Below are 12,931 nucleotides of genomic sequence, written 5' to 3' on the forward strand. Positions count from 1 at the left end.
CGCGACGACGTCTCCTCACGTGATTCCGCCGCAACGCGCGGACTGCGACCAGGCCGGCGCCGTACCGGCCGTGCCCCTGCTTCCGATTGCGCCCCTGCTTCCGATTGCGGGGGCCGAGGCGACGACACGAGGACCGGGAAGCAGCCGCCGAGTGCGGCCGGGACCGGCGACGGAAACAGCCACCGAGCGTGGCGCCGCAATCACGATTTACGCTCGATATATTCATATAGTTTTTATCTAGTCGCCGGTGCTACCCTCCCGGTCAAGGGGATATAAACCTCCCCTTGACCGGCACGACAACCAGCTTCGCAATGCGAAGACCAGAACGCACGCCAGGAAGGGAATCGTGAGATTTCTCCTCTTAGGTCATATGGAGATTCACCGGAACGACGGCACTCCTGTTCATCTCGCACGGCTGAAAGTACGTCAGCTTCTGGCCCTGATGCTGCTCAATTCGGGGGTCGCCCTGACAGTCGACCGCATTGTGACGATGCTGTGGAGCGACCTGCCGCCAGTCTCCGCCAGGGGCAACGTGAAGACATATGTCTCGATGCTCCGGGAGAAACTCGCCGGCACCGGCGCCTCATTGGTCACCGTGCCGAACGGCTATCGGCTCGACCTCTCCCCCGGGCATCTCGACGTCGCGTCGTTCGACGCGCTTCGCGAACTGGGGACCATGAGCATCGCCGGCGGGGACGACGAGGCGGCGGTCGGGCATCTGGGCGACGCCTTACGCCTGTGGCGCGGATCCGCGTTGCAGGACATCGTCGAGGGCTCGGACGTGCTGAGCAGCATGGCGGAGCTGCTGAACGAGCGGCGGATCACGGTCGTCAGAACGCTGGCGTCCACGCTCCTGCGGCTCGGCCGCGGCCCCGAGGCGATCGACCATCTTCGAGTCGCGGTCTCCGGCAACCCGGTCAACGAGAGCCTGTGGGGCGACCTCATGGTCGCGCTCTGCCAGGAGGGGCGCCGCGGTGACGCGTTGATGGCGTACGCGCAGTGCCGGGCCGTCCTGTCGGAGGCGCTCGGAGCCGAGCCGAGCCACCACCTGGCGTCCCTGCACCAGAGGATCCTCATCACCGACACGGTCCCGGCGGGCGTGCTCACCGCTTCGCCGTCTCGGTGACTTCGGCGGACGACGGCGGCGGCCGACGGGAGTCCGGCGGGAGTCCGGCGGGAGTCCGGCACGGCGGCCCCGGCAGGAGACGGAGCGGCCCTTGCGCGGACTCCTCGTCACCAGCCTCATCCTGCTCTCTCTGCAAGCGGCACTCATGGTCTACGGCCTGACGGCGAGCCCTGACACGGTCCCGGCTCACTTCGACAGCGGAGGGCAGGTCACGGAGACCGGTTCGAAATGGCAGGTCTTCCCCGGCCCCGTGCTCGCGAGCGTCATCGTCGTCGCCGCCGCGTATTCGTCGGCGAGGAACACCGGCTTCGGGCGCAGGCCCGGACGGTCACGGCGCCTGTTCGGGACTATCTGGATCGGTGTGGTCGCCGCGCTCACGCTGGCCGAGGCCATCCTGGTCATCGCGATCGGCACGGCGCTCGTCTCCCGATAGCGGGGCCCGCCGCCCGCGACCTCCCGGCGGCCGGCCCTCGTTCCCCTCGTCCGCTTCGGACGGCCGAGCGCTGTCCCGGCTCTGGCCCGTCCGCATAGAACGTGTTCTAATCACGCGTGTGGCCGACGATCTGAGACTCGGGCTCAACCTTGGTTACTGGCAGCGAGACCCCGCCGACGCCACCGATCTCGTGCTGACCGCCGAGCGGCTCGGCTACGACTCGGTGTGGACCGCGGAGGCGTACGGCAGCGACGCGTTCACCCCGCTGGCCTGGTACGGCGCGAGGACCAGCCGCATCAGGCTCGGCACCAGCGTGGCCCAGTTGTCCGCCCGCCCCCCGGTGACCACGGCGATGACCGCGATGACGCTCGACCACCTGACCGGCGGGCGGCTGCTGCTCGGCGTCGGCGCCTCGGGCCCGCAGGTCGTCGAGGGCTGGTACGGCCAGCCGTTCACCGCGCCGCTCGCCCGGACCCGCGAGTACGTCGAGATCATGTGCAAGGTGTGGCGGCGGGAGGAGCCGGTGACGAACCCGGGCCCGCACTATCCGCTGCCACTCCCCGGCGGCCTCGGCAAGCCGCTCAAGCTGATCACTCATCCGTTGCGGCCCGGCATCCCGGTCTACCTGGGCGCCGAGGGCCCGAAGAACGTCGCGCTCGCCGCCGAGATCGGGCAGGGCTGGCTGCCGCTGTTCGCCTTCCCGGAGAAGATCGAGGCGATGTACGGCGACGCGCTGGCCGGCGCGAAGCCCGGCTTCGACGTCGCCGCCATGGTCATGGTGGTCGTCACCGACGACCTGCGGGCCGCGCTGGACGGCGTGAAGATGATGCTGACGCTCTACATCGGCGGCATGGGGGCGAAGACCCGCAACTTCCACGCGGACATCATCGGCCGCATGGGGTACGCCGAGCAGGCCCGCCGCATCCAGGAGCTGTATCTGAGCGGCCGCCGCGACGAGGCGTTCGCCGCGATCCCCGACGAGCTGGCGGACGGCATCGCGCTGCTCGGGCCGCTCGGCCGCATCCGGGAGCGGCTTGACCTGTGGCGGCGTAGCCCGGTCACCACGCTGCTCGTCATGGGCCCCCGCGACGAGCCCACGCTCAGAGCCGTACGGGATCTGGTCCTCGGCTGAACGCGGCCCGCTCGGCGGCAGCGGCGGCGAAGGCCAGCACCAGCGGGTGCGGCTGCCGTTCGGCCAGCTCGGGCTGGAACAGCGTGACGAGGTAGAAGGGGTGGCCGGGCAGCTCGGCCACCCGCGCCTCGCCCTCGTCGTCGTGCCCGGTGAAGCGCAGGCCTGATGCCGCTCGACCGCCTGCGCGCGGTGGCACGGCTCGACGGGCTGCGGCCCGGCATCCGCTACGAGGGCCACGATCCGGCCGTCGCGGCGCGCCTGGCCGCGGCCGGGCACGGCCTGACCCTGCTGCCCGCGTCCGCCGCGTCGTGCGGGGTGCCGGTGCCGCTGGCAGCGCCGAGGATCGTCCACCGGGTCGAGCTGGTGCACGCGGCCCTTCCGCCGGGCCCCGCCGCCGAGGTCGTCCGCGCGCTCACGTCCTGAGCGACAGGTCGCCCACCGCGTCGGCGTAGTAGTCCGACCCGCCGAGGTGGAAGACGATCTGGCGGAGCGTCCAGCCCGCGCCGGGCGAGCGGTCGAGCTGGTCCGGGGTCAGCGTTTCCAGGCGTGCCGTCCAGATCCGGGCGAGCCGGGTGAGCCTGCTGCGGGCCTCGTCGAGGTCCTGCCCGGTGAACGGGGCGAGGTCGGCCGCAGTGGTGATCATTGAGCCGTGCCAGTGGTCGGGCAGCGGCACGCGACCGGCCAGCCGGTCCTCGACCTCCGCCAGGTGGTCGACGAGATGGTCGGCCACCCTCCTGATCGCCTTATGCGGGGTGTAGATCCGGTCGCCCGACGGCACGGGACGGCCGTCCCAGGCGGTCCAGGTCGCCGCCAGGCGGAGCACGTGGTCGATCATCTCGGTCACGACCCGCGTGGGCTCGCGGTCGTCGGTCGGCGGGGCATCGGTCATGTGCGGCCTCCGGGAGTGCGAGGGGTTGTTCGCGCAGGCTAGGGCCGCGGTGTTTTCATGTCCGCCGAAACGTCCCGGCGGGCGTTCTCCGGAGATGAGCGCGAACCGGTCCTGCTGCCCGGGGCCGGACCGGATTAACGAGATCGCGGACGGGATAAGAGTGAGACAGGTCACGCACCCGGCGCGGGGGGAGAACGAATGCGGTCCACGTCGTCAGCGGTGAGCCGGGCGGCCGCCGGCGTGTACGCGGCCCTCGCCGCCCAGGTCGTCTCGGTGGCCGCGCTCGCCGTGTTCGAAGAGGCCCGGGGCAGGCGGTTGGCCTCGCAGATCGCCGCCTTCGGCGGCGACCCCGCCTCTCCCGCCGCGCGGGCCGTCAGCGGCGCGGCCACGACGTTCGCCGTGCTGGTCCTGGCGCTTCTCATCGCCACCGCGACCGCCGCGCTCGCCTATCTGTCCTGGCTGCGGCAGGTGCGCCCGGCCACGCCGCCCGCCGTGCTCGCGGCGGCGTGCCTCGTGCCGGGGGTGAATCTCGTGGCCCCGCCGTTCCTGGCCGACCTGGCCTGGCGTGCGGCTCCCGCGCCGCGGCACGGTCGCCCGGCGGACGGTACGCGGCGGGAGAACGGCTCGGTCGTCGCGAGGAGCACCACGGGCAACACCACGGGCAACGACACGGGCGGCATCACCGTGCCCGCGCCCCGGGGCCGCGACCGGGGGGAGCCGGGCGACGGCTCCGCCGAGCGCACCCGGTGGCTGGCGATCCTCGCCTGCTGGTGGGTGAGCTGGCTGGCGGCGCTCGGGCTGGTGTTCGCCGGCCCGGCCGGGGACGGGCTGACCGGCCTCGGGATGCCCCAGGCCGCCGCGGTCGCCGTCGCGGCGCTCCTGTGCGCCTCGACCGTCCGCGAGATCACGGCCCGGCACACCGGCGCCGGGCGTGGGCGGACGGACGGATCCGCCCTTCCGCGTCCGATTCGCCTCGGTCACGCCGAACGGCCCTCCGGCGTGCCCACCGCGGCGGGAAGCCGGACGGCGGGGCTCCCGGGCGCTGGGCGGAATCACCGGCCGGGCGGCGGTCCCGCGCTGCCGGAGCCGGCGTGCCAGAGCCGCCGCTGGGGCTCGGACGGACGGCACAGGAACCGCCCCTCGCGCAAGGCCGGCGGGGCGCCGTTGTCGGAGTAGGGCGACATTTCGGCAGCGGTTGCCGTACTCGATGGGCCGCGGCCCGGCATCCGCTACCAGGGCCGCGACGCGACCGTCGCCGCGCGCCTGGCCGCGGACGGGGACGGCCTGACCCTGCTGCCCGCGTCCGCCGCGCCAAGCGCGAGCACACCTGCCCGGCGGGCCGATCGCGGCGGTGTGGGACAACCAGGGTGCGCACGTCGGGCCGACCATGCGTGCCTTTCGTCGAGGCGCACGCGTGGCTGACCGTCTTCCGCCTGCCCGCCCACGCCCCGAGCTCAACCCGGCCGGGGGGTGTGGGCCGACCTCGGCTTTCCAGCCTCGGTATCGCCCTTTCGGTGAATGGCGCCTCTCGCGGGCCGGGCCGGCTTGTCGTGCCGCTGACGAGCCGAGATCTCTTACGTCAGACAGGGTTCACATCGTGGTCATCCGACGCATGATCGCCGTCAGTTGAACAGCGATACCTTTCCACGGGTAGCCATTGTCCCGATATATACCACAGTTATCCATACCCGCAAAATGCTCATCTTTCAGGTGGAATATGTATCGCACACGCCGATTAGCATTATCGTCCCGTCGTGTCCTTATTTCCGTGCTGTCCATCGTGGTGGCCACTGCGATGGTGGTGTCCCTCGCTCCCGTAACTCCGGCGCGAGCGGCGGCCCGGGACCTCACCATCACACTCAACGCCTCCGACCTCGGGGTGACCCCTTCCGTCCTTCGGGACATGGTCCCGGAGATGCAGGCGGAGATCAGAGAGCACGGCGGACTGGGCGACACGCTCAAGGAGGCGGTCGCGGACAGCCCGACCCCCGTGAGTCCCACCGTCGACACCTCGGTGTGGCCGAATTTCGGCGGCACGGTGAACGTGACTCCCGACGGCGCCGGCCTGGTCCTCACCATCCCGGCCGCGGAGATAACCACCTCCAGCTTCTGGCAGCAGGTCGCCACCACGGCGATCGCCTGGGTCGTCGGATACGGGCTCAGGATGCTGTGCATCGCGTCCTTCACAGCCAGCGGGGTGCTCGCCGCGACCATCCCGCTGATCTGCACCCCCCTTCAAACCACCGTCACCGGCATCATGGCGGCGCTCGTGTCGCACGCGTTCGCGGGAGACCTGGGCTCCCCTGAGGCGACCAGGGACATCATCATCGCCGGGATACTCGGACTGGCCGGGGGCTACATCTGGGAGAGATACCTCTCTCCGTGGGCGAAGGCCAATCTCGCCGATGCCATCAAGAGGGCCGGCACCTGGATCAGGTCCCAGGTGCCATGGGTCGACTCCTGGTTCGGAGGCGTGGTCGCCCAGAGGGTGGAGCAGCTCGGCTGGCGGTTCCAGGAGCTGGAAGACCTCATCGCCGAAGAGACGGCGGCATGGGCCGGGGTTTCCTCGAACCTTCAGCGGAATCTGCGGATCATGGCGCTGGGCGACTCGATCACGTACGGCGCGGGCAGTTCGAACGGAGGCGGTTACCGGCCGGCTCTCAGCACCATGTTGAGAGAAGACGGGGCCACCGTCACGTTCGTCGGCTCACAGCACTCGGGCCCGGCGCCCGACGCCCACGAGGGGCACTCCGGCTGGACGATCTCCCAGATCGCCGGCATCACGGACTCGGCGATGGCCACGTATCGGCCCAACGTGGTGCTGCTGCACATCGGCACCAACGACATGAACAACAACGACAACCCGGACGGCGCGCCGGCCAGGCTCGGCGGCCTCATCGACCAGATCTTCCGGGCCGACCCCAATGTGACCCTCCTGGTCTCGACCATCGTCCCGTCCAACTGGGGGCCGACCCAGGAGCGGATCCTGCGGTTCAACAAGGCGCTCCGGTCGGAGATCGGGGCGCGGTGGGTCGCCGGCAAGCACGTCTACATGGTCAATATGAACCCGGTGACGCTCACCGATCTGGCCGACCTCCTGCACCCCAACGACTCCGGCTACCTGAAGATGGCGGCATTGTTCTACCGCGGCCTGGTGGACGTGGGGCGGGCCGGATGGATAGCGGCATCCGACGGCGGGACCCCGGCCGGCGGCCCCGTCAGGGGCTGGTTTCCCCAGAACACGATCGCGTCCGGGACCTTCGGCGGAGCCACCGGCAGAGTCGTCTACGCCGACATCGACGGTGACCATAAGGCCGACTACCTCCAGGTCAACTCCAACGGCTCCGTCCAGGCCTGGCTGAACGGCGGCCCCAACCCCAAGGAGCCCACTGGCAGCGACTGGTACTGGTGGCCGCAGGGCACCATCGCCGGCGGCGTCGGCGCACCCGGCGGCAACATCCGCTTCGCCGACCTCAACGGCGACGGCAAGGCCGACTACGTGAAAGTCAATGACGACAGCTCGGTGCAGGCCTGGCTGAACGGCGGCCCCAACCCCAAGGAGCCCACTGGCAGCGACTGGCTCTGGTGGCCGCAAGGCACCATCGCCGGCGGCGTCGGCGCACCCGGCAGCCGTATCCGCTTCGCCGACCTCAACGGCGACGGCAAGGCCGACTACGTGAAAGTCAATGACGACAGCTCGGTGCAGGCCTGGCTGAACGGCGGCCCCAACCCCAAGGAGCCCACTGGCAGCGACTGGCTCTGGTGGCCGCAAGGCACCATCGCCAGTGGCGTCGGCGCACCCGGCAGCCGTATCCGCTTCGCCCCGCTCTACGGGACCCGGTCCGCCGACTACATCCTCATGGGCGACGACAGCTCCGTTCAGGTCTGGCAGAACGGCGGCCCCAAGCCCAGCGGCGGCGACTGGTACTGGTTCCCCGGCGGGCAGATCGCCAGCGGTGTCGGCGTCGACGGCACCCGGATCCAGTTCGCCGACCTCAACGCCGACGGCCGGGCCGACTACCTCGACGTCGACCCCCAGACCGGCTCCACCCGGGCCTGGATCAACTTCGGCTGAACACACGGCGGGACCGGACAGCGCTGTCCGGTCCCGCACCCGGAAGCGCCGGGAAGACAACACCGGCAGGGCGGGGAGGATCACCGGCCGGGCGGCGGGCCCGAGCTGCCGGAGCTGGCGTGCCAGAGCCGCCGCTGGGGCTCCTCCGGATGGCCGAGGAACCGCCCCTCGCGCACGGCCGGCGGGGCGCCGTTGTCGGAGTAGGGCGACACCCGGAAGCCGTTGCCGTACTCGATGGGACGTCCGCCCACTCCGGCGCCGGGCACGGGCACCTCGCTGATCACGGCGCGTACGGCGTCGAGCCCCTGCGTGCGCCACACGCGGTCGAGGTCGGCGAGGTTCCAGCAGTGCACGGCGCGCAGCGAGACCGCCCTGACCCCGGTGCGCCGCACCACTCCCCTGGCGGCCAGCAGCCACGACCCGAACACGGTCGCCGCCGTGTGCGCCTGCACCGACTCGAAGAACGTCAGGTCGATCGGGCCGGTGGAGTCGTCGATGGTGGTGAAGACGACCCGCTGCCCCGACCGCACGGCGGGCGTCTGGGTGGCGACCTTGACCCCCGCGACCAGGATCTCCGCGCCGTTGCGGTGCCGGAGCAGGTCCCTGGCCCGCGTCACGCCGAGCGCGTCGAGCAGGCCGCTGTAGAAGTCCATGACGTGGCGGCTCACGTCCATGCCGAGGATCGCCAGCTCGGCCTCGACGGCCTCGGCCTCGGTCATCTCCGGCAGCTCGCCGGGCGTGACCCGCTCGGTGAACCCCATCGGGAGCTGCCCCGCCGCGCCCACCGGAGAGCCTCGGTCGAGCGCGCCGACCTGGGCGATCAGGTCGCGCCTGGTCAGTCGTCCCGGCCGCCAGCGCGGCTCTCCCGGCCGCAGGCCGTGCAGCGCGTCGAACCCGCCGACCTCCACGATCCGCTCGGCGACCGGACGTGAGGGCCTGGCCCGCTCCCAGAAGTCGGCCAGCGAGGTGTACGGCCGGCTGGCGACCATCCGGTCCACCTCGGCCTCGCTCACCCCCCGGACGGCCGAGAACGGCACCCGCAGGCCGTATCCGCGGCCGTATCCGCCGGGGCGGTTTTCCTCCGCCGGTCCCGTACGCTCGACCAGCCAGGTCTTCCCCGAACGGTTGACGTCGAGGGGCAGGACGTCCACCCCGCACTGCCGGGCCTCGTCGAGGATGACCCGGCTCGGGTACATGCCGGGGTCGTGGGTGAGCACGCCCGCGAGGAACGCGGCCGTGTGGTGCCGCTTGAGCCAGGCCGACTGGTAGGTGGGCAGCGCGAACGCCGCCGCGTGCGCCTTGCAGAACCCGAACCCGCCGAACGCGTCGAGCACCTTCCACGCCCGCTCGACGACGTCGGGGGCATAGCCGTTCTCCCGGGCGAGCGGCACGAACCAGGCCCGCACGGCCTCGCGGCCCTCCGGCGTCCCGAGGGCGCGGCGGGCCCGGTCGGCCTCCGACAGCCCCGACCCCGTCATGATGTCGATGACCTTCATCACCTGCTCGTGGAAGACGACCACCCCGTTGGTCTCCCTGAGCGCCTCGCGAAGCGACTCGTGCGGGTAATGCGTCTCGCGGAAGCCGTGCCTGGTCTCCAGGTAAGGCGTGACCATGTCGGAGTTGACCGGTCCCGGGCGGAACAGCGAGATGTCCACGATCAGGTCGTGCATCGTGCGCGGCTCCAGCTTGGCGACCAGCTCGCGCTGCCCCGGCGACTCGATCTGGAAGCAGCCGATCGTGCGGCTGAGGCGGATCATGTCGTAGGTCTCGGTGTCGTCGCGTGGCACGGCGTCCAGGTCGATCTTCCGGTTCTCGACCCGTTCGACCTCCTGGAGGGCGTAGGCGAGCGCCGACTGCATGCGCACGCCGAGCACGTCGAGCTTGAGCAGGCCCGCCTCCTCGACGTCGTCCTTGTCGAACTGCGACATCGGGAACTCCAGCAGGCTGCGCTCGACCGGCGTGCGGTCGCGCAGCGTGGAGTTGCCGATCAGCACGCCGCAGGGGTGCAGCGCGATGTGCCGGGGCAGCCCGTCGAGCCGCTCGGCCAGGCGGAACACGGTCTCCAGCGACCGGTCGTTCAGCCCGCTGTCGCGCAGCTCCGGCAGGTCGGACAGCGCGGCCCTGATCTGCCTGGCCCGCACCTGCGGGAACGCCTTGGCGATGACGTCGACCTCGTGCGGCGGCAGGCCCATGGCGGCGCCGACGTCCCTGATCGCGCTGCGGGCGCGGTAGGTCTCCATCATCGACACGCAGGCCACCCGATCCTCGCCGTACCGGCCGAGGATCGCGCGGTAGCAGTCGAGGCGCCGGGCCGACTCCACGTCGATGTCGATGTCGGGCAGGCCCTTGCGGCCCTCCGACAGGAAGCGCTCCATCAGCAGGCCGTGTTCGAGCGGGTTCACCTCGCCGATGCCGATCAGGTAGTTGACCAGGCTGCCCGCCCCCGAGCCGCGGATCGCGCACCGCACGCCCATCGCCCGGATCATGTCCGTGATGCCGACGACGGACGTGAAGTAGCCCGACAGCCGCTTCTTCTCGATGACGTGGAGCTCGGCGGCCAGCCGGTCGCGAGCCTCGGCCGAGCGTTCCAGCCCCCGCCGGGCCAGCCCCTCCTCGCAGCGGCGCCGCAGCAGTGGCACCGGGTCCTCGCCGGCCTCCGGCAGGTGGAGCCGGGGCCGCTCGGGGTCGAGCAGGGGCACGATCTCGACGGGATCGAGCACGCAACGCTCGGCGACGCGACGGGTCTCGGCCAGCAGTCGCGCCGCCCGGCCGGTGTCGCCGCCGCAGACCCGCGCGGCCACCCGTGCCATCTCGGCGCCGTCCTTCAGGTACGCGTGGGCCGTGGGGTCGTCCAGATGCCGCCCGTCGAGGGGCACCAGCTTGCGCGCCGCGTCGAGCACGTTGCCCACCTGGTGGTCGGCGGCGTCCAGGTAGCGGACCGCGTTGGTCAGCACGACCGGCACGCCCATCGAGTCGGCCAGCCCGATCATGCGGGCGGCGGTGTTCGCGTCGCGGTAGCCGTACAGGTCGGACACCTCGACGACCAGGTCGGGGACCACCGCGCGCCAGGCGGCAAGCAGGGCGCGGGCCTGGTCGTCGCGCCGCTCGGCCACCGCGCGGCCGACGCCGGAGCGGGGCCCGAGCAGCACGGTCAGCCGCGGCTCCCCGTCCGGGCCGGACGCGTGCTCGGCCACCATCCCCGGCGTGACGTGCGGCTCGCCGCGCTCCCCCGCGTGGTGGGCGGCCGTGACCAGGCGGCACAGCGCGGCCCAGCCGCCGGCGCGCGCGAGCACGACGATCCGCGCCGGCTCGGCCGCCGTCCCCCGGCCGTGCCCGCGCCCATGGCCGTGCCCGGTGCGGCGGCCGGACGGCAGGCCGCCTCCGAACAGGTCGTCCGGCGTCGAAGAGCCCGGTGCGGAAGAGGCGCCGTCGAGGGCGAGATCGACCCCGGCGACCGGGCGGACACCCCTCCCGTGGCACGCGATGACATGCTTGATCGCGCCGTAGAGGCCGTCGCGGTCGGTCAGCGCCAGTGTGTCCATGCCGTGCTCGGCGGCCCGCCGGACGAGGGCGGCCGGGAACGCGGTGCCGTACCGCAGCGAGAAGGCGGACGCCACGTGCAGGTGAGCGAAGGGTTCCGTCACCGGCGTCCCCCCGTCCGTTCCCCGGCCCGTACGGCGTCCCGTCCTCCAGCGGCCCGTCCCCCGGTCGTCGTGGGTGGCTGGAGCGTTCCCATCAGTCCCAGGCCCTCAGCAGGAGCCAGCCGCCGCTGGCGGTGTCGAAGCGCAGTTCATAGGTCCCGACCTCCTTGCCGGCCGCGGCCCCCAGCCGCCAGAACCGCCGCTCGCCGGGATCGGCGTCCGAGGTCTTCCACCATTCTCTGGCGACCACCCAGTGGTCCTGGACCTCGCGGACGGTGTAGAGCCGGTCACGCCAGACGAACTGAGCAGGGTGGCCGTCCCGGACCCACACCTCGATCGGATCGCCGTAAAGTCTGCTCAAGACTCCTTCTCCCTGTGGCTTCCTGGCCACCCGGGGGAAGACGGGCGGATGATTCGGGCAGAAATCGCCGCTGCTTCGAACATACGTTCCCAGGAGATCGAACGCAAGTCAGCACGGCCCGGCAAAGCTGTTCTGGGTGAGCCGCCGGGCAGTTCACGGCCGATGGTCATGGCCCGCCGGGCAGGCGAAGCAGGTAGTCGAGGGCGATACGACTGTGGGCCTCTCCTGAGCGCGTATCCCTCAACATGATCGAGGAAGCGAGACGCGAATGGACCTGAGCACCGCCGTCTGGCGGAAGCCGTCGCGATCTTCCGGTAACGGCGTCAGTGTGTGGAGGTGGCCGCCAACCTGCCGGAGGTGGTGGCGTACGCGACAGCAAGGACCCGGACAGACCCAAGCTGCTCTTCACCCCCACCGAGTGGCTGGCCTTCATCGGCGGCGTCAAGGCCGGCGAGTTCGACTCCCTGGCCTGACCTCCACTTGTCGAAGGCGCCTCTGTCGCGATGCCGCTGCCGATCGCAACACCGTGAGAAGCACGATGGTCCTTCCCCGGTCCTTCCCCGCCGTGAAGGCAACCAGTAGGTGATCCTCCAGGAGATATCCCCTAGAACGACCCGAAGTTCTCGCACTCCCTCCCGCAAGGCTTTGGTGTGGTAGCCATCGAGGAGGTCACCCCCGTTCAACCAGGTAGTCATCGACGGTACGCATGACCCGCTGATAGAACGAGACGGCATTGACCGAGAAGCCCAATGTGTATCTGGACGAGGATGTCCTGAAGGCGCTTCACACGCTGGCCAGGCCCTTTGTCGAGACCACACCGAACGCCGTGCTCCGGCGACTGCTCGTCGAGGGCGACCTGGGCGAGACGCCGGTGGCCGAGAGCACGCCCGAGACCGGCATCGTGCCCGGGTTCGGCGGAGGAGCGGAGTACGAGCGCGAAGGGGTGCTCAAGCATCTGATCGCCAAGGGACTGCTCCGGGCCGGGAGCGCCTTGAGTGGCGCAGGCCCCGTCTCGGTCAGGTCCACTCCGCGACGGTGCTTCCCGGCGGATGTCTCCGTCTCGACAGCGGCGAGATCTTCGAGAAGCCCTCGCCCGCGTGCAAGGCGATCTCTGGTCAGGAGACCGACGGCTGGGCCGCCTGGCACCGGGTCTCCGACGGGAGGAGCCTCAAGACGCTCCGGGAGCTCCTGCTCACGTAGGTCTCTGGGAACGGCTCCCTCATCTCACGGTGTCGCTACGGGTGGTCGCGGCGCACATCCCTGTCGAGAGGATG

12 protein-coding genes are annotated in these 12,931 nt (G+C 71.1%); 8 read left to right on the forward strand and 4 right to left on the reverse strand.

Annotated features, from left to right (window positions below; all coding sequences use genetic code 11):
• Positions 1–370: 370 nt before the first annotated feature.
• From ACQPZZ_RS30700 to ACQPZZ_RS30710, 3 genes are all read left to right on the forward strand, one after another.
• Positions 371–1,126, forward strand: a complete 756-nt coding sequence (locus ACQPZZ_RS30700) for an AfsR/SARP family transcriptional regulator (protein WP_432924790.1) — start codon at positions 371–373, stop codon at positions 1,124–1,126.
• A 91-nt stretch (positions 1,127–1,217) separates the two neighbouring features.
• Positions 1,218–1,559, forward strand: a complete 342-nt coding sequence (locus ACQPZZ_RS30705) for a DUF1648 domain-containing protein (protein ID WP_432924791.1) — start codon at positions 1,218–1,220, stop codon at positions 1,557–1,559.
• A gap of 118 nt (positions 1,560–1,677) precedes the next feature.
• Positions 1,678–2,691, forward strand: coding sequence for an LLM class F420-dependent oxidoreductase (locus ACQPZZ_RS30710; protein ID WP_432924793.1), 1,014 nt, complete (start codon positions 1,678–1,680; stop codon positions 2,689–2,691).
• Here the strand turns inward: ACQPZZ_RS30710 and ACQPZZ_RS30715 are convergent.
• Positions 2,660–2,887 carry a hypothetical protein gene (locus ACQPZZ_RS30715; protein ID WP_432924796.1) on the reverse strand — a complete coding sequence of 76 codons (228 nt, stop codon included), beginning with the start codon at positions 2,885–2,887 and terminating at the stop codon, positions 2,660–2,662. The two genes, ACQPZZ_RS30710 and ACQPZZ_RS30715, sit on opposite strands and share 32 nt — an antisense overlap.
• Here ACQPZZ_RS30715 and ACQPZZ_RS30720 point away from each other — a divergent pair.
• Positions 2,881–3,114, forward strand: a complete 234-nt coding sequence (locus ACQPZZ_RS30720) for a hypothetical protein (protein ID WP_432924798.1) — start codon at positions 2,881–2,883, stop codon at positions 3,112–3,114. The two genes, ACQPZZ_RS30715 and ACQPZZ_RS30720, sit on opposite strands and share 7 nt — an antisense overlap.
• On the opposite strand, the gene ACQPZZ_RS30725 is transcribed toward ACQPZZ_RS30720, so the two are convergent.
• On the reverse strand, positions 3,104–3,580 hold the full coding sequence (locus tag ACQPZZ_RS30725; RefSeq protein WP_432924800.1) for a hypothetical protein: 477 nt from the start codon (positions 3,578–3,580) through the stop codon (positions 3,104–3,106). The two genes, ACQPZZ_RS30720 and ACQPZZ_RS30725, sit on opposite strands and share 11 nt — an antisense overlap.
• A 198-nt stretch (positions 3,581–3,778) precedes the next feature.
• Between ACQPZZ_RS30725 and ACQPZZ_RS30730 the strand changes: the two genes are divergently transcribed.
• Positions 3,779–4,756, forward strand: coding sequence for a hypothetical protein (locus ACQPZZ_RS30730; RefSeq protein WP_432924802.1), 978 nt, complete (start codon positions 3,779–3,781; stop codon positions 4,754–4,756).
• A gap of 592 nt (positions 4,757–5,348) precedes the next feature.
• Positions 5,349–7,655 carry a GDSL-type esterase/lipase family protein gene (locus ACQPZZ_RS30735; protein ID WP_432924804.1) on the forward strand — a complete coding sequence of 769 codons (2,307 nt, stop codon included), beginning with the start codon at positions 5,349–5,351 and terminating at the stop codon, positions 7,653–7,655.
• A gap of 80 nt (positions 7,656–7,735) precedes the next feature.
• On the opposite strand, the gene ACQPZZ_RS30740 is transcribed toward ACQPZZ_RS30735, so the two are convergent.
• Positions 7,736–11,299 carry a DNA polymerase III subunit alpha gene (locus ACQPZZ_RS30740; protein WP_432924806.1) on the reverse strand — a complete coding sequence of 1,188 codons (3,564 nt, stop codon included), beginning with the start codon at positions 11,297–11,299 and terminating at the stop codon, positions 7,736–7,738.
• A gap of 91 nt (positions 11,300–11,390) precedes the next feature.
• Positions 11,391–11,657 carry a DUF6504 family protein gene (locus ACQPZZ_RS30745; RefSeq protein WP_432924808.1) on the reverse strand — a complete coding sequence of 89 codons (267 nt, stop codon included), beginning with the start codon at positions 11,655–11,657 and terminating at the stop codon, positions 11,391–11,393.
• A 326-nt stretch (positions 11,658–11,983) separates the two neighbouring features.
• On the opposite strand from ACQPZZ_RS30745, the gene ACQPZZ_RS30750 reads away from it, so the two are divergent.
• Complete coding sequence (locus tag ACQPZZ_RS30750) at positions 11,984–12,130, forward strand: DUF397 domain-containing protein (RefSeq protein ID WP_432924810.1); 147 nt, start codon at positions 11,984–11,986, stop codon at positions 12,128–12,130.
• A 259-nt stretch (positions 12,131–12,389) separates the two neighbouring features.
• Positions 12,390–12,857: a hypothetical protein gene (locus tag ACQPZZ_RS30755; protein ID WP_432934605.1), complete on the forward strand. Its 468-nt coding sequence runs from the start codon at positions 12,390–12,392 to the stop codon at positions 12,855–12,857.
• Positions 12,858–12,931: the final 74 nt, after the last annotated feature.

It is taken from the genome of Microbispora sp. CA-135349, from assembly GCF_050947365.1.
In the GTDB taxonomy this organism is placed as follows: Bacteria; Actinomycetota; Actinomycetes; order Streptosporangiales; family Streptosporangiaceae; genus Microbispora.

What these genes read in the sequence shown, in the direction of transcription:
- ACQPZZ_RS30700 (WP_432924790.1), top strand. Translation starts at nt 371, where the DNA reads ATGGAGATTCACCGGAACGACGGCACTCCTGTTCATCTCGCACGGCTG.
- ACQPZZ_RS30730 (WP_432924802.1), top strand. Translation starts at nt 3,779, where the DNA reads ATGCGGTCCACGTCGTCAGCGGTGAGCCGGGCGGCCGCCGGCGTGTAC.
- ACQPZZ_RS30725 (WP_432924800.1), bottom strand. Translation starts at nt 3,580, where the DNA reads ATGACCGATGCCCCGCCGACCGACGACCGCGAGCCCACGCGGGTCGTG.